We start from the raw sequence: 15444 nt of genomic DNA, 5'->3' as shown, positions 1-15444 counted from the left end.
CGACTTGCCTCGGCAAAACTCAGCAGTCCTCCTGCCGCATTTGAAACGCGGCCCGGAGGCATCCATTTGCCGAATATTTCAGCTAAAGGCGCAAAACTGCTCGAAACTCCCGAAAGCAGTGTTAGCGATATCATAAATCGCTGTCAACAGGATCAGATGGTTTTCTAGGCGCTGCCGCGCCGGAGGAGTTGCAAGGGCAAGGTTATCCGGCGCGGCTCTTTTACCCGGTCATTAATTCGATCCAGGATGGCAGTCGCAGCGAGTTCGCCGATCGTCTCAAAAGGAACTGCAACCGTAGTAAGCGCAGGCATCGTAGCGTCGGCGAGATCGTAGTTCCCAAAGCCGCACAATGCCATCTGTTCGGGAACCCGGACCCCTCTTCTATTGCACTCCAGGAGCGCTGAGATCGCGAGTGCATCCGCACTGAAGAAGATCGCCTGGGTTAGCGGATCGACATCCAGCACCTGATCAAGTCCTGCGACACCGTCGCGCGCAGACATTGGCAGCTTGAGTTGGATGCGCGCTACTGGTGCAAGACCATCCTCTCTAAGCCTTGAATCCAACCCATCAAAGCGAGCGTTAGATCTAAAATCCTGCTCAATTCGTCCCCCGACATAGGCGATACGAGTTAACCCCCGGCTACGGAATAAGTCGCCGACCTTTCGTCCCGCCTCATAGTTGCTGAAGCCAACCGAGATATCCATCGCGTCGTTGTCGCCATCGAACGTCTCAACGACGGGCACCCCACTATTCTTCAGCAATTCACGCGCGAGGTCGGTGTGCTGCGTGCCGGTAAGAATGAAGCCATCGGGACGCCTTTCCAAGAAGGACTGAATTAGCCTTTCTTCACGTCTTTCCGAGTAATCACTATGGCCGATCATTACCGAGAACGATGCTGGTTCTAGAACGCGTATTATCTGGTCGACCTCCCGCGCATAAACCGTTGCCGACAGGCTCGGAATAATGACCGCGACGATGCGGCTGGTCGTGGATGCGAGCAGTCGGGCCGCGCTGTTCGGAATATAGTTCAGCTCCCGGACAGCTTTCTCGACAAGAACCCTTGTGGCTTCAGAGACCAACTCTGGCCGACTTAGAACCCTGGAGACTGTTTGCGTCGAAGTCCCCGCGCGACGCGCGACATCGACCATCCGCGCGCCCCCTCTGGATAAACGCGGGCTACGCGATTTTGTCTCAGACATCAGTCCTCCCGATTTCCCCGTGCATCACTCAACACAATCCAGATGTTCGCGGTAACATGCTTTACCAGTATTACGTCAAGCGCAACATTAATTGAGATTCCTGTTTAGCTATTTGCCTGGCGCGCCGCGATGCCAAGCCGCCAGGCGGCTGGATAGGAAACGGAATTCCACCAATCATACCTTGAAAACGTCGTCCCGGCAGAAGACGATGACGTATCCGCCCTGTGGTTCGGCGGCCCTGGCCCACGCCTGGAGCTGTGAAAAATAGGGGTCGGCCCTCCAGGCGTCCGGAAAATCTGGATCGACAAGGACGGTCGTTTGCTGGCCCTGGCCATAGACCATCATCTTCGAGCGAGCCGGCTCCCATTCGTCGCCAAGCGCGTCGCCGGTCATCCAGAGGCAGAGAAAATCCCGGCAGACCGAGGGCCGGTCGTTGTAGATCGAACACCCCTTCCCATCGACGCAATGCGCGCACCATTCGTTCGCCGGCTTGTCGAAATAGTCGATATCCGGCAGGCGACAGCAGAGCGTGCATGGGCCGCAACTGCGGGCTTCAGCAATGGAAGGGAAGGCGTTCATGCCGCACCGATACCATCCCGACCGCTGATCCAGTAGATCTCAGTTGCAATTTTCCGTCTGAAGGATGGAAGACGAAGCTCCGAACGCGCGGCGACATGAAGTCCAGGGGAAGGGCTAAGGTCAGCAATAGCTGCCTTAACCCCAATCCGACACCCGTCAGTTGCCCTCCTGCCAGCGAAACCGCTAATCCAGCAGTTCGCGCAGCCGGCTCGCCAGTTCCTTGGCCGTATACGGCTTTTTCAGCCAGTTTCCTGACGTTGCGAGTTCGCGGCCGGCGATTTCCGGTTCGGCGTAGCCCGACGTGAACAGAACTTTTATCTCGGGCCGCTCGGCGCGCACGATCTCGGCCAGTTCATCGCCCGTCATTCCACCCGGCATGACGACATCCGTGAACAGAAGCGCGATGTCGGAATGCTCCCTGAGCCGCTCGAGCGCATGCGCGCCATTCTCCGCCTCGATCACCTCGTAGCCAAGGTCGGTCAACCGCGAGACTGCCACGCGACGCACCCGCGCATCATCCTCCACCGCGAGGATCTTTTCCGATCCACCGGGAAGCTTTTTGCTTGGCGATTCCGGTTGCGCGATCGGCGGCATATCGGTAGCATATTGCACAGCCGGCAGGAATATTCTGACGCTGGTTCCCTGGCCCTGCTCGCTGTAAAGCTGGATTTGCCCGCCCGACTGCTTGGCAAAGCCATAGACCATGCTGAGGCCCAGGCCCGTGCCGGCGCCGACGCCCTTGGTTGTGAAGAACGGTTCGAAAGCGCGCTGCTTCACTTCAGCCGGCATGCCCACGCCATTGTCGGTCACGCTCACGAGAACGTAGTCGCCGGTGCGGACATGGGCGTACATCTGCGCATAATCGACATCGAGTTTCACGCGGGAAATCTCGATCGACAGGCGGCCGCCACGCGGCATGGCATCGCGGGCGTTGAGCGTCAGGTTGAGGATGGCGTTCTGGAGCTGAGACGCATCGACGAGGGCTTCGTTGCCGGCGCCGGCAATGACGGTGCGAAGCTCGATGGTCTCGCCCACCGTTCGCCGCAGCAGTTCCGAAAAGCCGGAGACCAGATGCCCGACATCGACGATCTTCGGGTTCAAAGCCTGCTTGCGGCCGAATGCGAGCAACTGCCCGGTCAGCTTGGCGCCGTCCTCGGCCGCTCCCTGGGCTTCGCGCAGCATGGTCAGCAGCTTCTCGTCGGCCAGCCTCATCTCGATCATTTCGAGGTTGCCGCTGATGACGGTGAGCAGATTGTTGAAATCATGCGCCAGGCCGCCGGTGAGCTGGCCGATCGCCTCCATCTTCTGAGCCTGTCGCAGCTCTTCCTCGATCTTGTGTCGACTGGTCAGGTCGCGGATGAAGCCGGTAAAGATCCGCTTGCCGTTGACCCGCGTCTCGCCGACGGCGAGTTCCATGGGAAATTGCGTGCCGTCCTTGCGCAGGCCGGTAACGACGCGTCCGTAGCCGATGATCCGGCGCTCGCCCGTCGAAACGTAGCGATCGAGGTAGCCGTCGTGCTGCTCGCGGTCAGGGGGCGGCATCAGCATCCTGACGTTCTGGCCGCGAACCTCCGCCTCGGAATAGCCGAACAGGCGTTCCGCCGCGGCGCTGAAGGAATTGATGCTTCCCGCCTCGTCGATGACGATCATGGAATCGGGGACCGTATCGAGAATGGAGCGAAGATGCGCTTCCCTCTCCGCCACGTTGTTTTCCGCTACTTTCATATCCGTCACATCATTGTTCGTTTGTATGACGATGGGATCGGGATCGTCATCGACCCGTACTGCGACCCAGCGTGTCGCCACGAAGATTGAACGGCCAGTCCTGTGCTGGTGCACGACCTCACCTTCCCAGACGCCGTTCGCGAGGAGTTTGCGACGAATGTCGTCATGGGGCTTTGGAAACCGCGTCTCCAGCAGATCATGAAGGACAGCTCCGACGGCCTCGTCCTTGCACCAGCCGTAAAGCACTTCGCAACCGGCGGTCCATCGCAGGACGGTTCCATCAAGGCGGTGAACGATCAGGTTGGCGTGGTTCAACAGGCGCAGCGCCGCATCCAGATCTTCGCCAGTTGCCCTTTCAAGTGCAATCGCTTCATTCATGCCGGTGCCCGTCTCATTTCAATTCAATGACGCAGCCGTCCTGCCTGGGCAGGAACTGTGCGCTGGATCTCCTCGCATTCATCGCCGTCCCCGGCCAAATGCGCAAGCATTGCCCGTTTCAAAATCTTCACCGAATGGCGGCCCGAGACAGCGGTCACGCCCTTGCTGCACAATTTGGTCACGGTCCGCGAGACGGTCTCGATGGTCAGCCCAAGATAGTCGGCGATATCGAGGCGCGTCATCGGCAGCTGAACGATCGGCTGTACCGCACCGTTCTTGAGGGCTCTTTGCAGTTCCTTGAGCAGGAAGGTGCACAGCCGCTCCTCGGCATTTTTCGTCGACAGGAGAACCATCTGGTCCTGTGCCTGCACCATCTCGTCGGACATCTGCTGGAAGACCAGCGGTCGAATGTCGGCAGAATCGGCCAGTTCGGCCTCGAAGGCCTTCTTGGACAGCCGGCGGATCGTCACCGGCGTAATCGCCTCGGCGGTGTAGACGTAATGGCTATTGAAGGAAATGCCGAGGATATCGCCGGCATGCAGGAAGCCGGTTATGACGCGTCGTCCGTCACCCAGTATCCTGTAGAGCCTCAGCGACCCTTCGACGATTTCGAAGAGCGACTTGGCGACATCGCCTTCCATGAAGAGGATCTTCCCTGCGCAGAGGTGTTCTGCAGGCAATCTCGTAAACAGCGAACCGAGGCCGACGGGCTGGCCCATCACGGCACTTGGCATCGCTTTGACGAAATTAAGACCGCTCTCTATGTACATCACTACCGCTCCATTTCTAATGGTGGCAGTAAACGCTACCCACGTAACAGACGAATGCTTGGGGTGTGACAAACGGTGCGATTGTGTAACAATGTGTAACGTTTAATTCGAAGCACCATATGTCCGAAGCCATTTTCACAGCTCACATACTCGTCGTTGATGACGACCCCCGCATCCGCAATCTCCTGTCGCGGTATTTCGAGGACGAAGGCTACACCGTCAGCTGTGCCATCGACGGTCGCGACATGCGCGCCCAGATGAAGCAGAAGGAGGTCGATGCCATTCTCCTCGACCTGTCGCTGCCGGGGGGGCAGGATGGCCTGGACCTGGCGCGCGAAATCCGCAGCCAGTCCGATGTTCCGATCATGATGCTGACCGGGCGGCACGATGTGGTCGATCGCATCGTCGGGCTGGAAGTCGGAGCCGACGACTATCTCGCCAAACCCTTCCACCTGCGGGAAGTCCATGCGCGGCTGAAGTCCATCCTGCGCCGACGAACTCCCGCGCCGATGACCAAGGATGCTGCCGCGCCCGAGGACGTGCTGGCTTTCGAAGGCTGGTCGCTCAACATCAGCAGGCGCACCCTGCAGGATCCGTCCAGCCAGGAGGTCGACCTCACCACCGGTGAATTCGACATGCTTGTCACGCTCGCCAGGAATGCCGGCCGCGTCTTGAGCCGCGATCAGCTGATGGACATGACGCGCGGGCGCCAGCTGGAGACTTTCGACCGTGCGGTCGATGCGCAAATCGTCCGGTTGCGACGCAAGATCGAAGCCGATCCAAAGCACCCGCAGCTGGTCAAGTCGGTTCGCGGCGTCGGTTATGTCTTTACGGGCCGGCTTTCCTGAACATCCGGCCCTGCAACGGGTCTCAAAAAACGGAAACCGCGCGGTGATTGCGACGCGTTTTCTCGTCTATGCGATAATGTTGTCGCAATCCGTTGGTATGGTCTGGTTTGGAGGAATTATCATGCCGACCGATCTCACCATTACCGAAGCCATTTCCGACCCGCTCATCGGCCAGTTGCTGAAAGCAGATGGCATGGACAAGAGGTCATTTGCCGAACTGCTCAACAACGCGGCACAGGAGCATCTTGAACAGAAGCTTGCGAACCTGCACGAAAAACGCGCGGAGCATTTCTATCTGCGCGCCGCGGCGAACGAGCCCGTGGACGCCCAGTGCATCAACTGCATGTAGTATCTGCCGGACAACCTCGTACCCGCGCCTGTCATCGTTGCCCCTAGAACGCGGCTGAGGCGATGCGCTGCTGAAGCGCCCTCAGGTCGCCTACCTTCCGTGCCGACAGATTCTGCTCCCAATCCAGAGCCGTGTGCACGATCGTCTCGAGGTCATCGTGGCGAGGTGTCCAATCCAGCAATCGCCGCGCCACTGTGGCATTGGCCACAACGCTTGCAGCATCGCCGGGCCGGCGCGGGCGGTATTGAACCTCGAACTTCTGGCGGCTGACCCGCATCACGGTCTGCAACACGTCGAGCACGGAATAGCCCTTGCCATAGCCGCAGTTGGCGATGAGCGCTTCTCCCCCGCGCCGCAGGTAACTGAGCGCCTTCAGGTGTGCATTCACCAGGTCGCTCACATGAATGTAGTCGCGAACACCGGTGCCATCCAACGTGGGATAATCCGTGCCGTAGATTTCCACGCCCGACCTGCGGCCGAGCGCCGCCTCGCAAGCAATCTTGATGAGATGCGTGGCGCCTTCGGTCGACAGGCCGGTGCGCCCTTCCGGGTCGGCACCGGCAACGTTGAAATAGCGAAGGGCAACGAACCGGAAATCGTGGGCTGAGGCGGCATCCCGCAACATCACCTCCGCCATCAGCTTCGACTGCCCGTAGGGGTTCTTCGGCTGGACGCTTGCCGTCTCGGCGACCGGCGTATCGTCCCGTTGCTCACCGTAAACCGCCGCGGTCGAGGAAAACACGAAATGAGGGATGCCGGCGTCGATCGCCGCCGCCGCCAGCAGCCGCGTGTTGGTGGTGTTGTTGTCGTAGTATTCGAGAGGATGGGCGACCGATTCCGGCACGACGATCGAGCCCGCGAAATGCATGATGGCGTCGATGTCGTTCTCCGCGAAGATCCGCGCCAGCAGGTCCCGGTTCCCGACATCGCCGAAGTAGAAGCGGGCCGCCGATGGCACGGCCCAGCGGAAACCGGTGGAGAGCCTGTCGATGACGACGACGTCCTCCCCGGCATCGAGCAGTGCCCATGCCATATGACTGCCGATGTAACCGGCGCCACCAGTAACGAGAACCGCCATTTCGAAACTCCCTGCCTTCTTCTTGGCCGGGATGGAAACACCGCTCCTCTTCATCATTGCTTACCGGAAGGCCGGCCGCGCGGGTTTATCGCGCGCCATGGCTAAGGCGCGCTTGAGGCGTTGGTTCGAATTTTATCGATCGGTGGTGATCAGAGCTTGAGGATGTAATCCGCCAGCCGATCGGCCGCCTCGCGGACCTGGCGCGGGTCGCGCAGGAAGCAGGCTCGCAGGAACAGTTCTCCACCCGGTCCAAACGCCGAACCCGGAGCAAGCGCCACCTGGACCTTGTCGACGATATCAAGTGCCGCCCGGCGGCTGTCGGATATTCCGTCGACCTTCAGGAACGCATAGAGCGCACCCTGAGGCTTGAGGGTCTCGACGCGATTCGTCGCGATCAGCGCGTCGCAGAGAATATCGCGGGAAACCGTAGCCCGTTCGATGTTCTGGCGGACGAAGTCATCGCCCTGGTCGAGCGCCACGACGCAGCCGCGCTGCATGAACTGGGCGACACCGGAATTGGAATACTGAACGAGGTTCTCGATCACCTGCCCCAGTTCGGGAGGCGCAACCAGCCAGCCAACCCGCCAGCCGGTCATCGACCAGTTCTTGGAGAAGGAATTGGCAAAGACGATCCGGTCGTCCGGCTCCATGACATCCATGAACGATGCCGCACGCGGTGCGTCCCCATAATAGTAGAGCGCATAGATTTCGTCCGCGATGATCCAGATGCCGTGCTTTCGCGCCAGCGCCAGGATCGCCGCCAGCTCTCCCCCCGTCGCTGTCCAGCCCGTGGGATTGGACGGCGTGTTGATGAACAGGGCGCGGGTCCGCGGCGTGATCAGGGCCTCGAGTTTCTGCAGGTCGAGCGACCATCCGCCGTTCACGAAATCCAGCGGCAGCGCCACGGCCTTGGCGCCACCGATCTCGACGGAAGCGATGATGTTCGGCCAGGCGGGAGAAAGGTAGATCAGTTCGTCACCCGGAGATGTCAGCGCCTGGACTGCCAGCATGATGGCATGCATGCCCGAGCCGGTGACGTAGAAATGGTCGTAGGGCAGCGACACGGCGAAGTGCCTCTCGTAGTAGCGAGAGAGAGCGTCGCGCAACTCCGGAATGCCCCTCTGCCACGTGTAGAATGTCTCGCCACCGAGGAGAGCGTCGCTTGCCGCCTTGTTGATGAAATCCGGCGACGGCAGATCCCCTTCTCCCGCCCACAGGGGGATAAGCCCCTCCTGGCCGCGCGCATAGGTGATCAGTTCGACGATACCGCTTTCGGGCGCTGCGAGCGCGCGAGGACTGAGGCTATTGAGCAAGGACATAATTCACTCTCCGATTCTGCGCCTTTCATAGCGCACCAGCCCCACCAAATCTCATGACAATCGGTGAGGCTGGTATCGATTTGAGTGATGGACGCGTTAGCGCGTCTTCAGGAGATCGCGGATTTCCGTCAGCAACTGGACATCGGCCGGTGGCGGTGCAGGCGTCTCCTCGGCCGGCTTCTTTTCTTCGGCCAGCCTGATCCTGTTCACGGCCTTGACCATCAGGAAGATGATCCAGGCAAGGATCAGGAAGTTCAGGATCACGGTAACGAAGCTACCGTAGGCAAAGACGGCGCCCTGTTCCCGTGCGGCTGCAAGCGTGGTGGCCGTCACGCCCGACGCAAGCGGTACGAAGTAATCAGAGAAGTCTATCCCCCCGATGACCGCACCCACTACCGGCATGATCAGATCGTTGACAAGCGAGTTGACTATCCCCGTGAACGCCCCGCCGATGATGATACCGACCGCCAGGTCAATCACATTTCCCTTGGCGATAAACGATCGAAACTCCGAAGCGAATGACATGCTGCCCCTTTCCTTTTCATGGATTATGAAACCGGACTATGCATTTAGCTTACTGCGACAGCTTCTCAAGGCTTTTCGCCGTCTAGAACTTTATGCCGAGATCGCGCCGATTTCCAAGCTAATAGTTTTGGCCTATTGTCCGCGATCACATGCCCCGGAGCGGAGGAGATATGCTTCCTGGTTGGCTGATAATGCTGTCGGCGTTCGGCTATATCCTGCTTCTGTTCGCAGTCGCGAGCTATGGTGATCGCAGGAGCCGTGCCGTGGGGGTGCCGAAGGGGGGACGACCGGTCGTCTACGCCCTCAGTCTGGCAATCTATTGCACCTCGTGGACCTATTTCGGCGGCGTCGGCCTCGCATCGCAGCGAGGACTGGAGTTCACCGGTATCTACATCGGTCCGATCCTGGCGTTCACGATCGGCATGCCCGTCATCCGTCGCATCGTGGAGCTGGCGAAAGCCGAGAAGCTGACCTCGGTCGCGGATTTCGTCGCTGCGCGCTACGGCAAGAATTCCACGGTGGCGATGCTCGTGGCCGTCATCTCGCTGATCGGCGCAATTCCTTACATTGCACTGCAGCTCAAGGCGGTTTCCAGTTCCGTCGCCGTAATGGTCGATGCGTCCGCCTACGGGATTGGCCACGGCAACCTGTACTTCATCGATCTGGCACTGATCGTCACGGTGCTGATGGCCTGCTTCGCGGTTATCTTTGGAACCCGCCATACGGACGCAACCGAACACCAGGACGGCCTCATCCTCGCCGTCGCCATGGAATCGGTGGTCAAGCTCATCGCCTTCGCAACGGTCGGCATCTCGGTGGTCTTCTTCCTGTTCAGCGGACCGACCGACCTGTGGGAGCGTGCGGCCGACAATCTTCTGGTGGCGTCCGCCTTGTCCTACGAGACGCCCGTCAGCCGCTGGATCCTGCTGATCGTCCTGTCCGCCTTCGCCATCATCATGCTGCCACGGCAATTCCATGTGACGGTGGTTGAAAACCGCACCCCGGGCGAACTGAAGACGGCCGTCTTCCTGCTGCCGCTCTACCTGATCGCGATCAACCTCTTCGTGCTGCCTATCGCGGTTGCCGGAATCATCCAGTTCGGCGGCACCGGCGATGCCGACCTCTATGTTCTACTCCTGCCTCTCGTCAACGAGATGCCGATCGTCTCCCTTATCGCCTTCATCGGCGGCTTTTCAGCAGCCACGGCAATGGTGATCGTGGCCTCGGTCGCGCTATCCATCATGGTGTCGAACGACATCGTCATGCCGGTTCTCCTGCGCCGCAAGCTGATGCGCCGGTCGATCCACCGGGCGGATTTCACCAATACGCTGCTACGGGTCAGACGAACGGCGATCGTCGTCGTTCTCATGCTGGGTTACGCCTACTACAGGTCCGCCGACAGCGGTTCGGGTCTCGCGTCCATCGGCCTCCTGTCGTTCGCGGCGATCGCCCAGATGGCGCCGAGCCTGCTCGGCGGCCTTGTCTGGCGCAGGGCCAATTCGCGCGGTGCCATCCTCGGGCTGTCGTTCGGCTTCCTCGCCTGGGCCTATCTGCTGTTTCTTCCCAGCCTGGGAGGGCCGGACAACTCGCATGTCGCGGCCGTGGTGCTGAACTTCCTTTTCCCCGGCACGAGCCTGTTCTCCGCGCCCGATGCCGATCCGCTGGTCACCGTTACCCTGTTCAGCCTGATAGCCAATACCCTTGCGTTCGTTCTCGGCTCCCTGTCTCGCAACCCGAGGCCCGTTGAACGCATCCAGGCCGGCATCTTCGTCAAGCGCCACCGCCGGTCGCAATTCGCAACCCGCGGATGGAAGACGCGCGTCAGCGTCGGCGATCTGAAAACGACGATTGCCCGCTATCTGGGCGAGGAACGGATGGAGCGATCCTTCGCCAACTACGCCGCCGCCGGCGGCCGCAGTCTCGAAAACGATCAGCCGGCGGACATGGGCCTCATCCATTTCTCCGAGCAATTGCTGGGAAGCGCCATCGGCTCCTCCTCCGCGCGACTGGTGCTGTCGCTTATCCTCCAGAAGGCGGAGGACGCGAACTCCGACACCGCATGGCTGCTCGATCAGGCCAGCGAGGCACTGCAGTACAATCAGGACATGCTGCAGACCGCACTGTCACAGATGGACCAGGGCATCGCCGTCTTCGACAACTCATACTGCCTGACGATATGGAACCGCCGTTTCCGAAACCTTCTCGACCTGCCCGAGCAGACCGGCCAGGTGGGCTACCCTCTGGTGGATATCGTCGCCATCCTCTCCGAGCGCGGAGACATTGCTGTCGAAGGCCAGGGTGACGTGATGCGCCAGTTCCAGACGCTGGATGCGCCCTTCGCCCTTGTTGTCGGCGGAGGGACGCGGATCATCGAGGTACGGTCGAACGCGATGCCGGACCGCGGTATCGTCGCAACGCTGACGGACATCACCGAGCGCGTCGCCGCCGATCGCGCACTGAAACAGGCCAACGAAACGCTGGAACAGCGTGTGGAGGAGCGCACGGCTGAACTGACCCGCGTCAACCGCGAACTGGCGGAAGCCCGCGCCGCCGCCGAGGAGGCCAATATCGGCAAGACAAGGTTCTTCGCCGCGGCCGGCCATGACATCCTCCAGCCGCTCAACGCCGCCCGGCTCTATTCCTCCGCACTGGTGGAGCGTCTTGGCACGTCCGACAACAAGCCGCTCGTGCGCAACATCGATTCCGCGCTGGAATCGGTTGAGACCATTCTTGGCGCCGTCCTCGATATCTCGCGTCTGGATACCGGGGCCATGAAACCGCGCATCACGTCGGTGCCGCTCGACAATCTCCTGCGCCGCATCAAAACCGACTTCGCCCCGATGGCACGGGAGAAGAACCTGGAATTCGTCATCGTGGCGAGTTCGCTGCGGGTTCGTTCCGACGTGAACCTGTTGCGCCGGCTGGTCCAGAACCTGGTCTCGAACGCCATCAAGTACACGATAAGCGGCAAGATCCTCATCGGCGCCCGGCGCCGGGGAAACGATGTCGTCATCGAAGTGCTGGATTCGGGCATCGGAATTCCGTCCTCGAAGTTCCGGACCGTCTTCAAGGAATTCGCCCGCCTCGACGAAGGAGCCCGCACCGCATCCGGGCTCGGCCTCGGCCTTTCCATCGTCGACCGGATTTCCCGCGTTCTCAACCATCCGGTCGAGCTGTCGTCCGTGCAGGGCAAGGGCACCATCTTCCGGGTCAGCGTTCCCCGCGACCTCACCTCGGCGCATACTGTGCGCAGCACTGAGCAGCCGGAACGGCGCCGGCGTTCGCAGCCGCTCAACGGCCTGCGGGTTCTGTGCATCGACAACGAGGTGACGATCCTGGAGGGCATGGCCCTGCTCATATCCGGTTGGGGTTGCGTTGTCGGACAGGCTGGATCCCTGGCGGATGTCGACAGCCTCATCAATTCCGCCGGGCCGCCGCCGGAGGTCATCGTCGCCGACTACCATCTGGGCGAGGGCAACGGCGTGGAGGCGATCCGCCGAATCCGTCAGGCATACAAGGCGGAAATACCGGCCCTGCTGATCACCGCCGACCGGACGCCCGAGGTGCGGGCCGAGGCGGAGCGCGACGATATTTCCATCCAGCACAAGCCCGTGCGGCCCGCAGCGCTGCGCGCATATCTGACGCAGGTGGCGGGCATCAAGCGAATTGCCGCCGAATAACCGCCCCGTTCATCTGTCAGTCATCCAGCGTTTTCTAAATTAAGGAGCCTGACGCTTTTGCGGAACCGACCGCCATTTCGTGGCGTTTAGGCGCGTAACATCCTGGCCCGCAGAGGCCTTTCGGACCGGGCGGCGCGTGCTCAATCGGACCGCAAAAACGGAGACCGCGACCGATGAAACGGTTTGATATCATTGATGGTATGCGAGGCTACTTCCTCGTCTTCATGCTCATCAATCACCTGATCTTTGCGGGCGGATACTGGCTCGTCAAAGTGAACCATAACCAGCTCGCCTTCGTGGAAGACGCACAGGGATTCGTCTTCCTGTCCGGCCTGCTCATCGGCATGGTCTATGCACGCAAGATGGTGAAGAACGGCTATGCCGCCGGGCGGAACGCCATCTATTCGCGTGCTTTCGAGCTTTACCGGTATGCAATGGGCATCGTGCTTGCAGTGCTCGCGGCGCAGATGATCCTGCCGGACGCCTATACCGTCTGGTATAACTGGGTCGGCTACACCACCTTCGACGATCCGCTTCGTCTGGCTGCCATTGCGACCTTCCTGTTCCAGCCGACTTTCATGGACATCCTGCCGCAGTATATCGTCTACATGCTGTTTGCGCCGCTGCTGGTGAAGCTCGTCCTGGAAGACAAGTGGGCCTATGTGCTCGCCGGCTCGCTGGTCGTGTGGATGGCTGGCCAGCTTGGCCTGCAGCAGATTGTCACGGAACCGCTGAACCATCTCGTCATGGGTCCGGACGACCAGGGCATCCGCGCTAGCTTCAACCTGTTCGGCTGGCAGATCGTGTTCTATTCGGGCCTCGTTCTCGGCGCGATGACCTCCACCGGCAAGATCGACTGGAGCCGCATCCTGACGCCGGAGAACACCTTCATCCCGAAGATGGCTCTGATCGTGACGCTGTTCTTCCTGCCGCTCAGGCTCATGACGGCCAATGGCTGGTTGCCGGAATTCATGCTCGGCAAATTCGCGTCGATGGAAATCCGCGCCGATTTCGGCCCGGTTTATCTCCTGAACTTCATCGCGGTTGCAACGCTCGTCACGTGGCTGCTGGTCGCAGGTCCGAAGCATTCTTCAGGCTTCGTGCGAGGCGCCGCCGGCGTGTTGACCTGGGTCTTCTCGCTGAAGTTCCTGCAGCTACTCGGCCGCCACTCGCTCTACGTCTACGTCTGGCACGTGGGACTGGTCTACGCCGTCTACTACTTCGACGGGCGCACGCCGGAACTTAGCCAGTTGACCAAGACGGCAATCGCCTTTGTCGGCATCGCGCTCCTCGCACTCCCCGCCATCTGGCGGGAACGCGAGAAGTTCTTCGGCACCGGCGAGGAACCCGCCGCGGCCATGAAACAGCAGACCAAATCGGTCCGCTGACCATATCAAAAAGGGCGGTGACCTCGGTCACCGCCCTTTTCATTTGTCTCGCGTCAGAGACCTGATTGTGGCTCAGGTCACCGCGCCGATCTGCCACGGCACGAATTCGTTATCGCCATAGTCGTAGATCTCGCTCAGCGTCTGCTTGCCCGACGCGACCGCGATAATATCCTCGAAAATACGTTCACCCGACTGCTCGATCGTCTCTTCCCCTGTGACGATACCGCCGCAGTTGATGTCCATGTCCTCCTTCATGTGTTCGTACATTTCGGAGTTGGTGGCGATCTTGATGCAGGGCGAGGGCTTGAAGCCCGAGACCGAACCGCGGCCCGTGGTGAAGCACACCACGTTGCAGCCGCCGGCCACCTGGCCTGTCACGGCAACGGGATCGTAGCCGGGCGTATCCATGAAGACGAAGCCCTGCTCGGTCACGGTTTCGGCGAACTCGTAGACCGCCTTCAGCGGCATGGAACCGCCCTTGGCAACCGCACCCAGCGACTTCTCCAGGATTGTCGTCAAGCCGCCGAGCTTGTTGCCGTGCGAAGGGTTGTTGTTCAGCTCATCGCCATTGCGGGCCGTATAGTCCCGCCACCAGTCGATGCGCTGCAGCAGTTTCTGCGCCACTTCCGGGGTGACCGCGCGGCGCGTCAGAAGGTGCTCGGCACCGTAGATCTCCGGCGTTTCCGACAGAACCGTCGTGCCACCGTTGCGGACGATCAGGTCGGACGCGTAACCGAGCGCAGGGTTGGCCGAGATGCCCGAATAGCCGTCAGAGCCGCCGCATTCCAACGCAATCTTCAGCTTCGAGAGCGGCTGCGGCGTCCGCTCGGCCGCATTCACGGTCGGCAGCATGTCCTTGATGATCTCAATGGCCGCATCGATGGTCTTGCGGGTGCCGCCATGCTGCTGGATCGTCATCGTCCGCAGGCGGTCGCCCTCCTCCATCTTGTAGTGCTCCAGGATCGGGCCGATCTGGTTTGTCTCGCAGCCGAGGCCGATCATCAGGATGCCGCCGAAATTCGGATGCTTGGCATAGCCCTGAATGGTGCGGATCAGCACCCGGTAGCCTTCCGACTTGTTGTTGAGGGCGCAACCGGTGCCATGGGTCAGCGCGACGACGCCGTCGATATTGTCGAAACCGTCCAGCCCGCCCATGCGGTTGAAGTAGTCGGCAATGTAGCGGGAGACGGTGGCGGAACAGTTCACCGACGAGATGATGCCGATATAGTTGCGCGTTCCGGCACCACCGAAGCCGCGATCGTATCCCATGAAGGTACGGCGATCGGCTTCGGGCAGCATGCCCTTTTCCTCGATGTCGACGCTGAACTGGTGCTCATGCTCGGAAGGAAGCATGGCGAGGTTGTGCAGGTGCACATGGTTGCCGGGTTCGATGTCCTGGGTGGCGACGCCGATCACCTGCCCGTACTTCTTGACCTCCGCGCCGGAAGGAATGCGCCTGATCGCGACCTTGTGGCCACGGCCGATCAGTTCCCGCGCGGTCAGGTCGCCATGGCCGACGAGGTTGCCCGCCTGCACCGAGCGGCGCACGACGCCGACGTCATCGGCAGGGTTCAGGATGATGATGGGGGATACAATTGCGTCCATG

General features: G+C 60.7%; 12 protein-coding genes. 4 read left to right on the top strand and 8 right to left on the bottom strand.

Annotated elements, in window-relative coordinates:
• Window positions 1-164 precede the first annotated feature (164 nt).
• The 4 genes from LH464_RS08810 to LH464_RS08795 all read right to left on the bottom strand — a co-directional run bounded on the left by LH464_RS08810 (window position 165) and on the right by LH464_RS08795 (window position 4651).
• Entirely contained in the window at window positions 165-1199 is a 1035-nt protein-coding gene (locus LH464_RS08810; protein ID WP_226786012.1) for a LacI family DNA-binding transcriptional regulator, read from the bottom strand.
• 174 nt (window positions 1200-1373) lie between these two features.
• Complete coding sequence (locus tag LH464_RS08805; protein WP_226786011.1) at window positions 1374-1778, bottom strand: hypothetical protein; 405 nt, start codon at window positions 1776-1778, stop codon at window positions 1374-1376.
• Window positions 1779-1961: 183 nt separating this feature from the next.
• Window positions 1962-3881, bottom strand: a complete 1920-nt coding sequence (locus tag LH464_RS08800) for a hybrid sensor histidine kinase/response regulator (RefSeq protein WP_226786010.1) — start codon at window positions 3879-3881, stop codon at window positions 1962-1964.
• 23 nt (window positions 3882-3904) lie between these two features.
• Window positions 3905-4651 carry a Crp/Fnr family transcriptional regulator gene (locus tag LH464_RS08795; protein WP_226786009.1) on the bottom strand — a complete coding sequence of 249 codons (747 nt, stop codon included), beginning with the start codon at window positions 4649-4651 and terminating at the stop codon, window positions 3905-3907.
• 119 nt (window positions 4652-4770) lie between these two features.
• Here LH464_RS08795 and LH464_RS08790 point away from each other — a divergent pair, with 119 nt between their 5' ends.
• Together LH464_RS08790 and LH464_RS08785 are read left to right on the top strand one after the other, a co-directional pair.
• A complete protein-coding gene (locus tag LH464_RS08790) occupies window positions 4771-5499 on the top strand; it encodes a response regulator (protein ID WP_226786008.1) in 729 nt (242 codons plus the stop codon).
• A gap of 121 nt (window positions 5500-5620) precedes the next feature.
• Window positions 5621-5848, top strand: a complete 228-nt coding sequence (locus LH464_RS08785) for a hypothetical protein (protein WP_226786007.1) — start codon at window positions 5621-5623, stop codon at window positions 5846-5848.
• A 43-nt stretch (window positions 5849-5891) separates the two neighbouring features.
• Here the strand turns inward: LH464_RS08785 and galE are convergent, their stop codons facing one another.
• The 3 genes from galE to mscL all read right to left on the bottom strand — a co-directional run bounded on the left by galE (window position 5892) and on the right by mscL (window position 8770).
• Window positions 5892-6926 carry a UDP-glucose 4-epimerase GalE gene (gene galE, locus LH464_RS08780; RefSeq protein ID WP_226786006.1) on the bottom strand — a complete coding sequence of 345 codons (1035 nt, stop codon included), beginning with the start codon at window positions 6924-6926 and terminating at the stop codon, window positions 5892-5894.
• A gap of 149 nt (window positions 6927-7075) precedes the next feature.
• The gene (locus LH464_RS08775) at window positions 7076-8245 is read right to left on the bottom strand and encodes a pyridoxal phosphate-dependent aminotransferase (RefSeq protein WP_226786005.1); all 1170 of its coding nucleotides are present in this window, start codon (window positions 8243-8245) and stop codon (window positions 7076-7078) included.
• A 96-nt stretch (window positions 8246-8341) separates the two neighbouring features.
• A complete protein-coding gene (mscL, locus tag LH464_RS08770; protein ID WP_226786004.1) occupies window positions 8342-8770 on the bottom strand; it encodes a large conductance mechanosensitive channel protein MscL in 429 nt (142 codons plus the stop codon).
• A 170-nt stretch (window positions 8771-8940) separates the two neighbouring features.
• On the opposite strand from mscL, the gene LH464_RS08765 reads away from it, so the two are divergent.
• Window positions 8941-12450, top strand: a complete 3510-nt coding sequence (locus tag LH464_RS08765; protein ID WP_226786003.1) for a hybrid sensor histidine kinase/response regulator — start codon at window positions 8941-8943, stop codon at window positions 12448-12450.
• 173 nt (window positions 12451-12623) lie between these two features.
• The gene (locus tag LH464_RS08760) at window positions 12624-13838 is read left to right on the top strand and encodes an OpgC family protein (protein WP_226786002.1); all 1215 of its coding nucleotides are present in this window, start codon (window positions 12624-12626) and stop codon (window positions 13836-13838) included.
• 72 nt (window positions 13839-13910) lie between these two features.
• On the opposite strand, the gene LH464_RS08755 is transcribed toward LH464_RS08760, so the two are convergent.
• The gene (locus LH464_RS08755; RefSeq protein ID WP_226786001.1) at window positions 13911-15443 is read right to left on the bottom strand and encodes a UxaA family hydrolase; all 1533 of its coding nucleotides are present in this window, start codon (window positions 15441-15443) and stop codon (window positions 13911-13913) included.
• Between the last annotated feature and the right edge of the window lies 1 nt (window position 15444).

The organism is Pseudorhizobium xiangyangii (assembly GCF_020531965.1).
In the GTDB taxonomy this organism is placed as follows: domain Bacteria; phylum Pseudomonadota; class Alphaproteobacteria; order Rhizobiales; family Rhizobiaceae; genus Neorhizobium; species Neorhizobium xiangyangii.
Note: the sequence above shows the minus strand (reverse complement) of the source record. Positions and strands in the feature narration are given on the sequence as shown.